11 protein-coding genes are annotated in these 15063 nt (G+C 61.9%); all 11 read right to left on the bottom strand.

Features of this window, described 5'->3' with window-relative positions:
* Positions 1 to 41 precede the first annotated feature (41 nt).
* The 11 genes from V7Z56_RS09085 to gabD all read right to left on the bottom strand — a co-directional run bounded on the left by V7Z56_RS09085 (position 42) and on the right by gabD (position 14895).
* The gene (locus tag V7Z56_RS09085) at positions 42 to 1001 is read right to left on the bottom strand and encodes an alpha/beta fold hydrolase (protein WP_334129095.1); all 960 of its coding nucleotides are present in this window, start codon (positions 999 to 1001) and stop codon (positions 42 to 44) included.
* The gene (locus tag V7Z56_RS09080; protein ID WP_334129094.1) at positions 940 to 1752 is read right to left on the bottom strand and encodes an RNA methyltransferase; all 813 of its coding nucleotides are present in this window, start codon (positions 1750 to 1752) and stop codon (positions 940 to 942) included. The genes V7Z56_RS09085 and V7Z56_RS09080 overlap by 62 nt, the downstream gene beginning before the upstream one ends.
* Positions 1749 to 3368 (bottom strand): citramalate synthase, encoded by a 1620-nt coding sequence (cimA, locus tag V7Z56_RS09075; protein ID WP_334129093.1) that lies wholly within the window; start codon positions 3366 to 3368, stop codon positions 1749 to 1751. Before cimA ends, V7Z56_RS09080 begins: the two co-directional genes overlap by 4 nt.
* Positions 3368 to 4753, bottom strand: coding sequence for a cysteine--tRNA ligase (gene cysS / locus V7Z56_RS09070; RefSeq protein WP_334129092.1), 1386 nt, complete (start codon positions 4751 to 4753; stop codon positions 3368 to 3370). Before cysS ends, cimA begins: the two co-directional genes overlap by 1 nt.
* A 16-nt stretch (positions 4754 to 4769) precedes the next feature.
* Positions 4770 to 6107 carry a glutamate--tRNA ligase gene (gltX, locus tag V7Z56_RS09065; protein WP_334129091.1) on the bottom strand — a complete coding sequence of 446 codons (1338 nt, stop codon included), beginning with the start codon at positions 6105 to 6107 and terminating at the stop codon, positions 4770 to 4772.
* A complete protein-coding gene (locus V7Z56_RS09060; protein ID WP_334129090.1) occupies positions 6104 to 7768 on the bottom strand; it encodes an NAD+ synthase in 1665 nt (554 codons plus the stop codon). The genes gltX and V7Z56_RS09060 overlap by 4 nt, the downstream gene beginning before the upstream one ends.
* Positions 7769 to 7850: 82 nt before the next feature.
* Entirely contained in the window at positions 7851 to 9203 is a 1353-nt protein-coding gene (locus V7Z56_RS09055) for an MFS transporter (protein WP_334129089.1), read from the bottom strand.
* An 89-nt stretch (positions 9204 to 9292) separates the two neighbouring features.
* Positions 9293 to 10453 carry a hypothetical protein gene (locus V7Z56_RS09050; protein WP_334129088.1) on the bottom strand — a complete coding sequence of 387 codons (1161 nt, stop codon included), beginning with the start codon at positions 10451 to 10453 and terminating at the stop codon, positions 9293 to 9295.
* A 12-nt stretch (positions 10454 to 10465) separates the two neighbouring features.
* Positions 10466 to 11845 carry a class II 3-deoxy-7-phosphoheptulonate synthase gene (locus tag V7Z56_RS09045; RefSeq protein WP_334129087.1) on the bottom strand — a complete coding sequence of 460 codons (1380 nt, stop codon included), beginning with the start codon at positions 11843 to 11845 and terminating at the stop codon, positions 10466 to 10468.
* 147 nt (positions 11846 to 11992) lie between these two features.
* Positions 11993 to 13348 carry a glutathione-disulfide reductase gene (gene gor, locus V7Z56_RS09040; RefSeq protein WP_334129086.1) on the bottom strand — a complete coding sequence of 452 codons (1356 nt, stop codon included), beginning with the start codon at positions 13346 to 13348 and terminating at the stop codon, positions 11993 to 11995.
* Between the two features lie 65 nt (positions 13349 to 13413).
* The gene (gene gabD, locus V7Z56_RS09035) at positions 13414 to 14895 is read right to left on the bottom strand and encodes an NADP-dependent succinate-semialdehyde dehydrogenase (RefSeq protein ID WP_334129085.1); all 1482 of its coding nucleotides are present in this window, start codon (positions 14893 to 14895) and stop codon (positions 13414 to 13416) included.
* Between the last annotated feature and the right edge of the window lie 168 nt (positions 14896 to 15063).

The raw sequence follows: 15063 nt of genomic DNA, 5'->3' as shown, positions 1-15063 counted from the left end.
TCCTGCACAAGGCGCGCATCATAGAAACTACCCGCCGCTTGTCAAGCCTTAGCATGCGCATTTTTGCGCATCTGCCGGGTGAGAAAGTCCGATATCTCGCGAAAGGCCCGCTCCGGCGCTTCATGGGTCACCCAATGGCCGACATCCGGCAAGCGGATGATCTGAAGATCGGGGATAAATTTTTCAAGGCCGTCAAGATTCTCGGTGATGAGCGCCCTGTCCGCCTCACCCCAGAGGACGAGCGTCGGGACATCGACCCTGAACGCCGCCGGATCAAGGCCCGTGCCCTTTCCAAACGTCTCACGCGTTGCCGGACGCAGCGGCGTCGCGCGGTAGTAATTCAGCATCGCCGTCATCGCGCCGGGCCTTTCCCACGCGGCGCGATAGGCGTCAAGATCCTCATCGCGCATCAGCCCGCGGGCGTGAAGATCACGAAACGTCCAGTTCATCAGCCATTCGCAGCCATTCTCGAGCAGCCTCCCCTCGATGCCGGCCTCCTGAAACTCCGCGATATAGCGGCTGCTTTCGATCTGCGCCGGATTGCGATTGAGAAGCTCGGCGAAGATATAGGGATGCGCGCCGTTCAGGACGACGAGGCCCTTGATCCGCTCCGGCTTCGCAATGGCGACGGCATAGGCGATGGCCGCGCCCCAGTCATGGGCGACGAGGTAGAATTTCTCCGCCTTGAAATGATCGGCAAGATCCAGCACATCCTGAACAAGCGCGCGGATGTGATAGGCCTTGAGATCCGTGGGTTTGTCCGAAAGATTGTAGCCGCGCATGTCGGGCGCGACGGCGTGAAACGCCCTGCCCAGTTTCGGCAGGATGGCTTTCCAGCAGTACCAGAATTCAGGAAAGCCGTGCAGCAGGAGAACGAGCGGCGCCTCGCTTACGCCCGTCTCGGCATAATGCAGGCGGAGGGTGCCGAGATCGGCAAAATTATGAGCGATTGCGCCGCTGCTCGCGGGCCGGCTTCCCGTCTCCGTCGCCTTTCCTGTCATCGCCTGTCTCCCGTCGCGGCAGGGCGAGCCCCTTGATCATCCCCTGAAAGGCCCGCACATCCGATTCCAGAAGGCCGAGCCGCTGGAACATATTACGCATGTTTCGCAGCAATGTCTTGCGCCGGTGCTGGATCGGCTCGAAATAACCGCGCAGCTCCAGCTCCGCCTCGATACGGTTGAAGAGATGCGTCAGCTCTTCCTTGTTGGCGGGGCGCTGCTCGCGATGGAGGCGCACGGGCGGCGCGGCGCTCGTTTCCTGGAAATATTCATAGGCCACCAGCAGTACGGCCTGCGCGAGGTTGATCGAGGTGAATTTCGGGTTGAGCGGCACCGAGATGATGGCATCGGCAAGCGCCACATCGGCTTTGGAGAGGCCGACGCTTTCCTTGCCGAACAGAATGCCGCAGCGCAAACCTTCGGCTTCGCGTGCATGCAGCGCCGTCGCCGCGGCGCGGGGCGTTGCGATCTCCTTGATCACATCACGCCGGCGCGCCGTTGTCGCATAGACATAGTTGAGATCGGCGATGGCGGCTTCGGTTGTCGGATAGAGACGGGCATTTTCCAGAACCTCATCGGCGTGCGAGGCCATCGCAATCGCCCGCCCGTTCGGCCAGCCGTCCCGCGGCGCGACAAGGCGCAGGTCTTTGAGGCCGAAATTCAGCATGGCGCGCGCCGCCGCCCCGATATTCTCTCCCATCTGCGGCTCGACAAGAATGATGACGGGCTGCGGATTTCCCTGCCCGTCGCTCATGAGCGGGCTGGTTTCCCGCCTGCCGGCGCGCCGGACCGAAGGAGCTTGTAGGTAATGCTGTCGAGCAGCGCGGCGAATGACGCATCAACGATGTTTGGCGAAACACCGACGGTGAACCAGCGGTTATTCTCCTCATCGATGCTTTCGATCAGAACGCGCGTCACCGCCTCGGTGCCCGACGTCAGGATGCGCACCTTGAAATCGGCAAGGCGGAGGCCGTCAATATATTGCGAATAGCGGCCGAGATCCTTGCGGAGCGCACCGTCAAGGGCGTTGACCGGGCCGTTCCCCTCGCCGACCGACATGATCCGCTCGCCGTCGATCAGCAGCTTGACGACCGCATCGGAGACCGTGAGAAGCTGGCCTTTCGCGTTATAGCGCCGCTCCACCTGAACGCGGAAACTCTCGACATCGAAATATTTCGGAAGCTGGCCGAGGCGACGGCGCGCCATCAGCTCGAAGCTCGCCAGCGCCGTATCGTAGGAGAAGCCGTCGAATTCGCGCTCCTTCACCTCTTCGAGCAGGCGGTCAACCTTCGGGTCTTTGGGATCGATCTCAAGGCCGAAGTCGCGAAGCTGGGCGATGATGTTGGAGCGCCCGGCCTGGTTGGAGACCGGCAGGTGACGCTGGTTGCCGACGATCTCCGGCGCAATATGCTCATAGGTGCGCGGATCCTTTTCGACCGCCGAAACATGCAAGCCCCCCTTATGGGTGAAGGCCGCAGCGCCGACGTATGGCTGGTGGCGGTTCGGGGCGCGGTTCAGGATCTCATCGAGCAGGCGCGAGACCGGCGTCAGATGCTTCAGATTTTCCTCCGTGATCCCGGTATCGACCAATGAGCGGAACGGCTCTTTGAGGACGAGCGAGGGGATCAGCGAGATGATATTGGCGTTGCCGCAGCGCTCGCCAAGGCCGTTCAGCGTGCCCTGCACCTGCCGCACGCCCGCCTTCACCGCCATCAGCGTATTGGCGACCGCGTTTTCGGTATCATTATGGCAGTGAATGCCGAGCTTCGCGCCCGGAATATGCTTTACGACCTCGCCAACGATGCGCTCCACCTCATCGGGCAGCGTGCCGCCATTGGTATCGCAGAGGACGACCCAGCGGGCGCCCGCATCAGCCGCCGCTTTCAGGCAGGAGAGCGTATAGTCGGGGTTGGCCTTATAGCCGTCGAAGAAATGCTCCGCATCATACATTGCCTCGCGGCCCTGGCGGACAATTTCAGCGATGCTCTCCGAGATCAGCTCGCGGTTCTCCTCAAGGCTGATGCCGAGGGCGACATTGACCTGAAATTCCGAGCTTTTGCCGACGATGCAGACAGCCGGCGTTTTCGCCCCCAGAATTTCCTGCAGGCCCGGATCATTGGCGACGCTCCGCCCCGGCCGCTTGGTCATGCCAAAGGCCGTCAGCGTCGCCCGCTTCAGCTTCGGCGGATCGGCGAAAAACGCCGTATCGCCCGGGTTCGCTCCCGGCCAGCCGCCCTCAATATAGTCAATACCCAGCGCATCGAGCGCGCGCGCAATCGTCGCCTTATCCTCAACACTGAAGTCTACGCCCTGCGTCTGCGCCCCGTCGCGCAGCGTCGTGTCAAACAGATAAAGTCTCTCGCGTGCCATTATGCTCTCTTCCATGTCGTTCCACCGGGACCGTCCTCAAGAATGATCCCTTTTGCCGCAAGCGCGTCCCGGATGGCGTCCGCCCTTGCGAAATCCTTTGCTTTACGCGCCGCAAGCCGGGCTTCGATCTCGGCTTCGATCTCCGCATTGCTGAGGCAGCCCCCGGCGTTCGCATCACTCCCGCCCCGGAACCAGTCATCGGCGCTCATTGCGAGCAGGCCAAGCAGCGCGCCGGAGCCGAGAAGCTCGCCTTTAAGGCGCGCTTTCTCCGCCGCATCTGTCGCCTTGTTCGCCTCGCCCGCCAGCGCATTGAGCGCGGCAAGCGCCTGCGGCGTATTGAGATCATCGAGCAGGGCGGCGAGAACCTCAGGCGATGGCACGGCCGGCCCCGCCTCCACCTCCGCCAGCTTCTGCAGCGCCGTATAGAGCCGATCGAGGCTCGCCTTCGCCGCTTTCAGCCCGCTCGCCGTCCAGTCGAGCGGCTGGCGGTAGTGCGTTGACAGCATGTTCATCCGGAGGGCTTCGCCCGGCGCTTCGGCGAGAAGCTCACGCACCGTGTAGAAGTTGCCAAGCGACTTCGACATCTTCTTGCCTTCCACCATCAGGAAGCCGTTATGCACCCAGTAGCGCGCGAACGGCGCGCCGTCATGGGCGCACCGGCTTTGCGCGACTTCGTTTTCATGATGCGGAAATATGAGGTCGCGCCCGCCACCGTGGATATCGAAGGTAACCCCGAGTTTCGCCTTGCTCATAACCGAGCATTCGATATGCCAGCCCGGGCGGCCGCGCCCCCATGGGCTGTCCCATCCCGGAACATCCGCATCCGAGGGCTTCCAGAGAATGAAATCCGCCGGATCCTTCTTATACGGCGCAACCTCAACGCGCGCGCCGGCAATCATCTCGTCGCGGTTGCGCCCCGATAGCGCGCCGTAATCGGCCATGCTGGTCACATCGAACAGCACATGGCCGGACGCCTCATAGGCATGGCCCTTTTCGATCAGCGCCGCGATCATCTCGATCATCCCGCCGATATGTTCCGTTGCGCGCGGCTCAAACGTCGGCGACAGCGCGTTGAGCGCCGCCATATCATCCTGAAAGGCCTTCGCCGTGCGAAGGGTGAGCGCCTCGATGCTCTCGCCATTTTCGCGCGCGGCGGTGATGATCTTGTCATCGACATCGGTGATATTGCGCACATATGTCACGTCAAAACCGAGATGACGGAGCAGCCGGTAGAGCACGTCAAAGACGACCACGGGCCGCGCATTGCCGATATGCGCGAAGTCATAAACGGTCGGGCCGCAGACATACATGCCCGCTTTTCCCGGCTCAAGCGGAACAAACTCTTCTTTCTGCCGTTTGGCGGTGTTGTAGAGATAGAGCGTCACAATAATCCTCGAAGGCTTACGCGGTGCGGCCATTCAGGCGCGCGAGTATATGGGCGCGTCCGATCAGGGGCAACAGATTGTTCATCTCCGGCCCGTGATCGCGGCCGGTGAGCGCAAGGCGGAGCGGCAGGAAGAGCGCCTTGCCCTTCGCGCCGGTCTCCGCTTTAATGGCATCGGTCCAGGCTTTCCAGCTTGACGGGTCAAGCGCGCCTTGGGGGAGAAGCCGCGCCGCGGCGGCGCGGAGGCTCTCGCTTTCCGGCTCAGTGACCGGGGTGATCGGCCCCGTCACCACCTGCCACCAGCCCCGCGCCTCATCAAGCGTTGCGAGATTACCGCGCACAGCGAGCCAGAAGGCCTCCGTCGCGCCGTCGAGATCCAGCCTCTCCCGCACATCCGCCCATTCCATCCGGTGCAGCAGGCGGGCGTTCAGATGCGCAAGCTCGGCCGGATCGAAGCGCGCGGCGGCGCGGCTGAACTGGCTGATATCAAAATGCTCGGCAATCTCATGGAGCGAGGCGCGAAGCTCGACATTCTCCGAGGTGCCGAGCCGGGCCAGCAGGCAGGCAAGCGCCATCGGCTCGATGCCGCTCTCGCGCATCTCCCGCAGGCTCGCGCTCCCCTCGCGCTTAGAAAGCGGCCCGCCGTCAGGCCCGGTCAGCAGCGGGATATGCCCGAAGGTGGGCGCCGGCGCCTTGAGAGCGGCAAAAATCTGGATATGCAGCGCCGTGTTGCTCACATGGTCCTCGCCGCGAATGATATGGGTGATGCCAAAATCGATATCATCGACCACCGAGGGAAGATGATAGAGCGGCCGCCCGTCGGAGCGGATCAGCACCGGATCGGACATGCTCGCCGCATCAACCTCCACCTCCCCGCGCACAAGATCGCGCCAACGGATCACGCCCTGATCCAGCAGGAAGCGCCAGTGCGGCTTGCGCCCCTCCGCCTCCAGCGTCGATCGCTCCTCCTCCGAGAGCGCGAGGGCGGCGCGGTCATAGATCGGCGGCTGCTTGCGGGCGAGCTGGCGCTTGCGCCGGTATTCCAGCTCCTCCGCCGTCTCATAGCAGGGATAGATCCGCCCGGCCGCCTTCAGCGCCTCAAAGGCGCGCACATAGGCATCGCTCCGCTCCGACTGGCGGCGAAGCTCGGACCAGTCCAGCCCGAGCCACAGAAGATCCGCCTCGATCGCATCGGCAAATTCGGGCGTTGAGCGATCACTGTCCGTATCATCGAGACGGAGGATCATCTCGCCCCCGGATTTTCTGGCCATCAGCCAGTTGATCAGGGCAAGGCGGGCGTTGCCGACATGGAGATATCCGGTCGGGCTCGGCGCAAAGCGAAACCGGCCTGTCATCGCTTGTCCCTGAAACCGTTGGTGATGGGATAGCGGCGGTCGCGGCCGAAGTTGCGGATCGAGATTTTGACGCCGGGCGGCGACTGCCGCCGCTTGTATTCCGACGTGTAGAGAAGGTTCTGCACCCGGCTGACCGTCGCCACGTCAAAGCCCGCGTCGATCAGCTCGCCGACCGATTTCTCCTCCTCCACGAGCCCGTGCAGGATCGCATCAAGAATCTCGTAGGGCGGCAGGCTGTCCTCATCCTTCTGGTTGTCGCGAAGCTCGGCCGAGGGCGGCTTGGTGATCACCCGCTGCGGCATCACCGGCCCGGCAGGCCCGCGAAAGAGCGGCGAGTGATGCGCATTGCGCCATTCGGAAAGCGCAAAGCAGGTTGTCTTGTAGACATCCTTCAGCACCGAATAGCCGCCGCACATATCGCCATACAGCGTCGCATAGCCGACCGACATTTCCGATTTGTTGCCCGTCGTCAGCACCATCGAGCCGAATTTGTTGGAGATCGCCATCAAGGTGATACCGCGAAGGCGCGACTGGATATTCTCCTCGGTCGTATCGACATTCTGGCCGCGGAAGATGTCGGCGAGCATCACATCGAACGCCTCGACGCCCGGGTTGATCGGAATGCTGTCGAGTCGGACGCCGAGCATTTTTGCGCAGGCCGCCGCATCATCGAGGCTTTCGCGCGAGGTGTATTTCGAGGGCATCATGACGCAGTGAACACGGTCCGCGCCGAGGGCATCGACGGCGACAGCGGCGCTCAGCGCACTATCAAGCCCGCCCGAGAGGCCGAGGACGACGCCCGGAAAGCGGTTCTTCTCCACATAGTCCTTAAGGCCCAGCACCATCGCGTGATAGATCCGCTCGAGCGCGCTGCCGGGATCCACCAGCTCCTCCGTCTCACAGGCCCAGCCGCCATCCGCCTGCCGCCGCCAGTCGGTGACGACAAGGCTCTCTTTCCAGCCCGCCATCTGCACTTTCAGCGAGCGGTCGGCATTGAGAACGAAAGAGGAGCCGTCAAAGACCAGCTCATCCTGCCCGCCGATCTGATTGAGATAGACAAGCGGCAGCCCCGTCTCGGTGACCCGCTGCACCGCGTGATTGAGACGGATATCGGACTTGATATAATCATACGGGCTGCCGTTCGGCACGATCAGCATCTCCGCCCCCGTCTCGGCAAGGCATTCGGCCGCATCGGGAAGCCACATATCCTCGCAGATCATGACGCCGAGGCGGACGCCCTTGAAGGGGATCGGCCCCGGCAGCGGCCCGGCCTCAAAGACGCGGATTTCATCGAAAACGCCGTAATTGGCGAGCTTCGATTTATAGCGCACCGCGCTCACCTTCCCGCCTTCGAGAAGGCAGGCGGCGTTGTAGACTTTGCCCCCGTCGACAAGCGGTGCCGTCATCAGCATCGCCGGCCCGCCGTCGAGGGTCATCTCGGCAAGTTCCGTCATCGCGGCCGCCACCGCGCGCTGGAACGCCCCCTTCATCACCAGATCCTCGGGCGGATAGCCGGTCAGGAACAGCTCGGGGAAAATGACGATATCCGCGCCGAGGGCTTCCGCCTCGATGCGAAAACTGCGGGCAAGCGAAACATTGCCGGAGATATCCCCAAGCGTCGGATTGGCCTGCGCCAGTGCGATTTTCAAATGATCGGTCATGCCGAATATCTACCCCGCCTTTAGCCGCGCAGCAAGCATCCGCGGCTGCATTTATTGGAAAAATGAATGATTTTTCCGGCCGCTAGGAACTGTTTTCGCCAAGCGCCGGGCCGTCATCGAGAATTTCGGGGATTTCATCGCCCTCCTCAAGGGGCGCGGCGCCATCCGCATCGGAAGCGGCGCGGGCGTCATCGCCCTCGTCCCACTCCTCGGTTTCCGGATGCAGGGCGACGACGATGCTCGCGTTGCGGACCGGCACGGCCACGAACGGGCTGTGGGTATCCATCGGCTGGCTCGGCTTGACGCGCATCCGATAGAGCGCGAAGAGGCCGATGCCAAGATGGCCGAAGGCAAGCCAGGCGAAGAAGAAGGCGCTCCCCGCGATCGACATCATCGGGCCAACGACAATCGGGCCGAAAATCGCGCCGGTACCGTTCACCAGAATAAGCCCGCTCGATGCCGCCACCATTTTGGAGGGTTCCAGATGGTCGTTGGTATGGGCGATACAGAGCGAATAGATCGGCACCGAGAAGCCGCCGAACAGCGCCGCCGCAACGAGGAATAACGTGAAATTCCCCGTCTCCCCGGCATAGAGCGCAAGCAGCGCCGCGACGCCGCCCGACATCGCCGAGATGCTCAGCACCCAGCGGCGGTCGAAATGGTCCGAAAGCCGCCCGATCGGCCATTGCAGCAGCACGCCGCCAAGGATCATGATACTGATGAAGCCGGAAATCTGCGCCACCGTGAGGCCGATCCGGTCGCCATAGACGGCCGCCATGCCGTAAAAGGCGCCGCCCGAGATCCCTTGCGCGAATATCCCTATCATGCCGAGCGGGGAAATCCTGTAAAGCTGCTTCAGCTTGAGGCGGGTGCTGGCGGTGAAATTGGGCGCCGGGCTCGCCGTCAGCGCCATCGGAATAAGGCCAAGCGAAATCAGCACCGAGATCAAGATAAAGAGATCATAGCCCGCCGGGTCGGCCATATTGAGGAACAGCTGCCCGACTGCCATTCCGCCCATCATGATGATCATATAGATCGAGAGAAGCTGACCGCGCGTCTCGTTCGTTGCCGCATCATTCAGCCAGCTTTCACAGACGATATAAAGCCCGGCGAAGCAGAAGCCGGTGAGCAGCCGCATCAGGCTCCAGACCACCGGATCGACAAAGACGGCGTAAAGCAGCGCCGCCGAGGAGGCGAGCGAGGCGAGCGCGGCAAAGACCCGGACATGGCCGACGCGGCGGAGGATTTTCGGCGTCACCACCGAGCCCGCCAGAAAGCCCATGTAATAGGCGGACATGACAAGGCCGATGACCCCTGTCGGGAAGCCCTCAAGCGAGGCGCGGATACCCATCAGGGACCCCTGCAGGCCGTTACCCAGCATCAGGAAGGCGAGCCCGAGCAACAAAGCCCAGGAGTTTTTCATCGCCACATACATGGACTCTCCCGCGAAAAAAGGCGATCGTCTCCGTCACCTCCTAGTATTAGCGGGGATGGCCGTGCTTTGAAACCGATGATTTGGATTTTTTACGCGCCGCCCTTGTCTTTGCGGAACAGGAATTCGCGTCCCATCTTCACGGTCGGCTTGCCGTCATAGGAGATAATGTCGGCGGTTGCGTAGGTTTCAGGCCAGATTTCCGGAAGGAAACTTCCCGTCCCCACCACATCGATCGGCGCTTTCATATTGCCCATGATGCGACATTTCTCGGGCGAGAATCCGGAGGAGGCAACGATCTTCACATTGGGAAAGCCGGCTTCGTCAAGCTTTTCGCGCATCAGATAGATGGCGGCCGCCGAAACGCCAGTGCCAACCAGCCACCGCAGCTCCTGCTCCGAGCGATACTGGCGGATGCCGCGCGGCATATGCCGCTCGAGCACCGCATAGGAGGTTGCGGGATCCAGCCCCTCGATAAAGCGCCCGCCATGGGTGTCAAGCCGGACCGAGAGCCGCCCCGCCGCCGCCATTTCCGGGAAACGTCGGCAGACGGCAAGCGCATCGCTGATCTCGCGCCCGAAATAGTCGACGAGCACGGTCAGCGGCTCGTCGGGAAAGCGCTCGTGAAACATCTCTGCCGCGCGCACCGTATCGCCGGCATAGCCGATCAGCGCATGCGGCATGGTGCCGAGCCCCTCCTCCTTGCCGAAATAGCCAGCAGTCGCGGTATTGGCGTTGCCGATAAAGCCGACGACGCCAAGCTCGCTTTGCGCGGCGCGGCTGCCGACCGAGGCGGCATAAGCCATCATCACCGCCATTTCGCTGCCGGCGCAGTGGCGCGCATCCATGGCAAGGAAGGCCGTCTCCGGCATATGGCTGCACATGGTATAGGCGTTATAGGCGGCAACGCAGGCGGGCCCGAGCTTCTGCAAATAGAGCGTTTCCAGATCGACGAGATCAAAGAAGCTGCCGGTGATATAGACAAGCGGCTCGCCAGCGCCGACCCAGTCGCCTTCCTCAAAGCAGGGCTCGATGATGAATTTCTGATCGCGGAGCGCCGCAATCTCATACATCCAGTCGAACATCAGGCGCGGACAGAAAAGGACCGGCCTTCGCATGAAGATCGCGTAAGTGACGGTCCGGTTGCCAAACTGCCCGATCACGCTTTTCGTTTTGTTAAAATACTGATCCGTGTGGTCGGCGATGGCTTTATCCACCGCCGCCCGCGTGTCAACTGGCTTCTGGCTGTTCATGGGCGTCGGGCGTTACGAGGCAGCAGCGACAGCGGCCCCGTTGCTCCTTTCCTGTTTGATCATTTCGGAGATCAGGAACGCGAGTTCCAGCGCCTGGTTAGCGTTAAGGCGCGGATCGCAGGCCGTGTGATACCGATCGCTGAGCCGCTCCTCCGTCACTTCAAAGGCGCCGCCGATGCATTCGGTGACATTCTGCCCGGTCATCTCGAAATGAACGCCGCCCGCATAGGTGCCCTCGCTCTGATGCACATCGAAGAACTGCCGCACTTCGGTCAGGATCTTGTCCACCGGCCGGGTCTTGTAGCCGGTCGAGGATTTGATGGTGTTGCCATGCATCGGATCGCACGACCAGACGACGGTGCGCCCTTCGCGCTCGACTTTACGGATCAGGGCCGGCAGATGCTTCTCCACCTGATCGGCGCCGAAGCGGCAGATCACGGTGAGACGGCCGGCCTCGTTCTTCGGGTTGAGGGCATCGATCAGGCGCAGCAGCCCGTCCGGCGTCTGGCTCGGACCGGCCTTGACGCCGATCGGGTTGGCGACGCCGCGCAGGAATTCGACATGCGCCTCATCCGGATCACGCGTGCGATCCCCGATCCACAGCATATGCGCGGAGGTGTCGTAGTAGTCGCCCGAGGTGCTGTCGACGCGGGTCATGCTCTGCTCATAGGGCAGCAGCAGCGCCTCATGCGAGGTGTAGAAATCGGTCCGCCCCATCTCCGGCGTGTTGGCCGAGGTGACGCCGCAGGCTTCCATGAAGGCGAGCGCGTCATGGATGCGATCGGCCATTTCCTGGTAGCGTTCCCCTTGCGGGCCGCTGGCGACAAAGCCCATGTTCCAGCTGTGCACCTGATGGAGGTCGGCATAGCCGCCCTGCGCAAACGCGCGCAGCAGGTTCAGCGTCGAGGCCGCTTGCAGATAGCCTTTCAGCATCCGCTGCGGATCGGGAACGCGGGCGCTCTCGTCAAATTCAAAGCCGTTGATGATGTCGCCGCGATAGCTCGGCAGTTCGACGTCGTCGATCACCTCGGTATCGCTCGAGCGCGGCTTGGCGAACTGGCCGGCAAGACGGCCGACCTTGACCACCGGGCAATTGGCGCCGTAGGTCAGCACAACGGCCATCTGCAGCAGCACCTTGAAGGTGTCACGAATGGTGTTGGGGTGAAATTCGGCGAAGCTCTCGGCGCAGTCGCCGCCCTGCAGCAGAAATGCCCGCCCGGCGGCCACATCAGCCAGCTTTTTCTTCAGGCTGCGCGCTTCCCCTGCGAATACCAGCGGCGGAAAGGACTGCAATTCCTTTTCGACCGCGGCCAGCGCCTCGGCATCCGGATAGGTCGGTAGCTGGCGCACCGGTTTTTGTCTCCAGCTATCGGGGGTCCAGACTTTAGACATCTCTCTACTTCCTTAAATTTCGACTGTTTCTAAAGGTATATCTACAGCCTTTTGACGATTTCGCAATAATAACCCGCGCTTTTTCATCCGATTCGTTGGCAATCGGAGAAAAAACGGGGAAATGTTGCGCCTCGTTTCGGACTGTTCTCAATCTCCGGTATATTTCTCGCGCATCGTTACAATCTCCTCGGCAAGCGAGGGATGCACGCCGACAGTGGCGTCGAACTGCGCCTTGGTCGCCTTGCATTTGAGCGCGATGCCGACCGACTGGATAATCTCCGCCGCGTCGCCGCCGACGATATGCACGCCGACGACCAGATCGGACTTCGGCTCAACGATCAGTTTCACAAAGGCCTGCTCGCTACTTCCCGAAAGCGTCATTTTCATCGGCCGGAACTGCGATTTATAGATATCGACCGCGCCATATTTCTCGCGCGCCTGGGCTTCGGTGAGCCCGACGGTGCCAACCTGCGGCTGGGAGAAGACGGCGGAGGGCACATTCTCGTGATCCGCCGCGCGCGGCCGGCCACCGAACACCGTCTCGGCGAAGGCCATGCCTTCATGAATGGCGACGGGGGTCAGCGCGATGCGGTCCGTCACGTCGCCAACGGCATAGATATTGTCCACCGTCGTCTGCGACTGCGCCGTGACCTTCACCGCGCCGTTCTCTTTCAACTCAACGCCGAGCGCTTCAAGCCCGAGGCCCTTCGTGTTGGGATCGCGGCCCGTCGCATACATGATGGCGTCGCATTCAAGCGTGCGGCCGTCCTCAAGCGTGACGGTAAGGCCGTTCGCGCGCTTCTCGATTCGCGCCGGATTTGCGTTGGTCTCGATCTTGATGCCCTTTTTCGTGAGCTCGCCGCTCAGGAACGTCCGCACATCGTCATCGAAACCGCGGAGGATCAGGTCGCGCCGGTAAAGCAGCGTCACGTCGGAACCGAGGCCGTTAAAAATCCCGGCAAACTCCACCGCGATATAGCCGCCGCCGACGACGATGATGCGCTTTGGCAGCTCGTCCAGATGAAACGCCTCGTTCGACGAGATGGCATGCTCGATCCCCGGCACATCCGGCATGACGGGCGTCGCCCCGGTCGCGATCAGGATATATTTCGCGGTGATCGTCCTGTCGCCGACCTTGACGGTATTTTTATCAACCAGCGTCGCCCGCCCCTCATAGAGCGTGACATTGTTGTTTTTCAGGATGTTGTGATAGATGCCGTTCAGCCGGTTGATCTCGCGATCCTTGTTCTCGATCAGCGTCTTCCAGGAGTGGCTGCGCTCGCCCACCGCCCAGCCATAGCCTTCGGCGTCTTTAAAGTCCTCGGCGAAATGGCTCGCATAGACCAGCAGCTTCTTCGGCACGCAGCCGCGGATAACGCAGGTGCCGCCGACGCGGAATTCCTCGGCAATCGCGACGCGGGCGCCAAGGCTTGAGGAAATGCGCGAGGCGCGAACGCCGCCAGAACCTGCGCCGATAACAAACAGATCATAATCAAATGTCACAACGAACTTCCTATGATGGATGCCTGCCGGCATCTGGTTGGTGCGGCCCCGTCCGTGCAGAGCAGCTATGTATCAAGGCCGCCGATGCACATGTATTTGATCTCCAGATAATCATCAATGCCGTATTTTGAACCCTCGCGGCCAATCCCCGACTGCTTGACGCCGCCAAAGGGCGCAACTTCGGTCGAGATAATCCCCGTATTGATGCCGACAATGCCATATTCGAGCGCCTCGGAAACGCGCCAGATGCGGCCGATATCGCGCGCGCAGAGATAGGCGGCAAGGCCAAACTCGGTATCATTCGCCATACGGATCGCCTCCTCCTCCGTCTCAAAACGGAAGACCGAGGCAACGGGGCCGAACGTTTCCTCTTTAGCGACACGCATTCCTTGCGTTGCGCCGCTCAGAACCGTCGGCTCGAAAAAGGTGCCGCCGAGCGCATGGCGCTTGCCGCCGAGAAGAAGCTTCGCGCCTTTACTCAGCGCATCCTCGATATGCGCCTCGACCTTTTGAACCGCCTTTTCGGTGATCAGCGGGCCTTGCGCGACCCCCTCCTCCAATCCGTTGCCGACTTTAAGCGCCTTCGCCCGCTCGGTCAGCTTTGCGACGAAGGCGTCATGGATGCCGGCCTGCACATAAATCCGGTTGGCGCAGACGCAGGTCTGCCCGGCATTGCGGTATTTCGAGGCAATCGCCGCCTCCACCGCCTCGTCAAGATTGGCGTCATCGAAGACGAGGAAGGGCGCGTTGCCGCCAAGCTCGAGTGAGAGTTTTTTCACTGTTGGCGCCGATTGCTCCATCAGCAGGCGGCCAACCGCGGTCGATCCGGTGAAGCTGAGCTTCGCGACCGTGGGGTTTGATGTCATCTCACCGCCGATAGCCGATGAATCGCCGGTCACCACACTCAAAATCCCGGCCGGCACTCCGGCGCGGGCCGCGAGCACGGCCAGCGCAAAGGCCGAATAGGGTGTGAGTTCAGAGGGTTTGATGACCATCGGGCAGCCGGCGGCGAGCGCGGGCGCGGCCTTTCGCGTGATCATTGCAATCGGAAAGTTCCAGGGCGTAATCGCGGCGGTGACGCCAATCGGCTGCTTGATGACGACGATGCGCTTGTCGCTCTGATGCTCGGGGATGGTGTCGCCGTAGATGCGTTTCCCCTCTTCGGCGAACCATTCGATGAAGGAGGCGGCATAAGTCACCTCGCCTTTTGCTTCCGTGAGCGGTTTGCCCATCTCGATGGTCATGAGCCGCGCAAGGTCATCGGCGTTCTCCAGCATCAGGTCGTGCCACTTTCGCAGGATCCCCGCCCGCTCCTTCGCCGTCTTGCGGGCCCAGCCCGGCATCGCCGCCCTGGCCGCCTCGATCGCGCGGCGCGTCTCCGCCGCTCCCATATCGGGGATGGTGCCGATCACCTCGCCTGTTGCCGGGTTGGTGACATCGTGGGTTATACCGCTATCCGCATCAACCCATTTGCCGCCGAGAAACCCCTGCATTCGGAAGAGATCGGGGTCTTTCAGGTTGAGCGGGTTCGAGCGTCTGTCATGCATGGCGTCCTCCTTGGGCCTGGCCGGATTTGAGTGCGCGCAAAGGGCGGATCGGGGCCCTTCCGTGCCCCTGCAGAGGGTTTGGAGTTTAGAACAGAACGGCGGATAGTCAATCACCTGCCGCGAAAGAAACCTTGATTTTACGCGCCAGGTTATCGAGTTTAAAAAAGA

It is taken from the genome of Sneathiella sp., assembly GCF_036844445.1.
In the GTDB taxonomy this organism is placed as follows: Bacteria; Pseudomonadota; Alphaproteobacteria; order Sneathiellales; family Sneathiellaceae; genus Sneathiella.
This window is presented reverse-complemented; position numbering and strand designations above follow the sequence as displayed.

What these genes read in the sequence shown, in the direction of transcription:
- V7Z56_RS09085 (WP_334129095.1), bottom strand. Translation starts at nt 1,001, where the DNA reads ATGACAGGAAAGGCGACGGAGACGGGAAGCCGGCCCGCGAGCAGCGGC.
- V7Z56_RS09080 (WP_334129094.1), bottom strand. Translation starts at nt 1,752, where the DNA reads ATGAGCGACGGGCAGGGAAATCCGCAGCCCGTCATCATTCTTGTCGAG.
- cimA (WP_334129093.1), bottom strand. Translation starts at nt 3,368, where the DNA reads ATGGCACGCGAGAGACTTTATCTGTTTGACACGACGCTGCGCGACGGG.
- gltX (WP_334129091.1), bottom strand. Translation starts at nt 6,107, where the DNA reads ATGACAGGCCGGTTTCGCTTTGCGCCGAGCCCGACCGGATATCTCCAT.
- V7Z56_RS09060 (WP_334129090.1), bottom strand. Translation starts at nt 7,768, where the DNA reads ATGACCGATCATTTGAAAATCGCACTGGCGCAGGCCAATCCGACGCTT.
- V7Z56_RS09055 (WP_334129089.1), bottom strand. Translation starts at nt 9,203, where the DNA reads ATGTATGTGGCGATGAAAAACTCCTGGGCTTTGTTGCTCGGGCTCGCC.
- V7Z56_RS09050 (WP_334129088.1), bottom strand. Translation starts at nt 10,453, where the DNA reads ATGAACAGCCAGAAGCCAGTTGACACGCGGGCGGCGGTGGATAAAGCC.
- V7Z56_RS09045 (WP_334129087.1), bottom strand. Translation starts at nt 11,845, where the DNA reads ATGTCTAAAGTCTGGACCCCCGATAGCTGGAGACAAAAACCGGTGCGC.
- gabD (WP_334129085.1), bottom strand. Translation starts at nt 14,895, where the DNA reads ATGCATGACAGACGCTCGAACCCGCTCAACCTGAAAGACCCCGATCTC.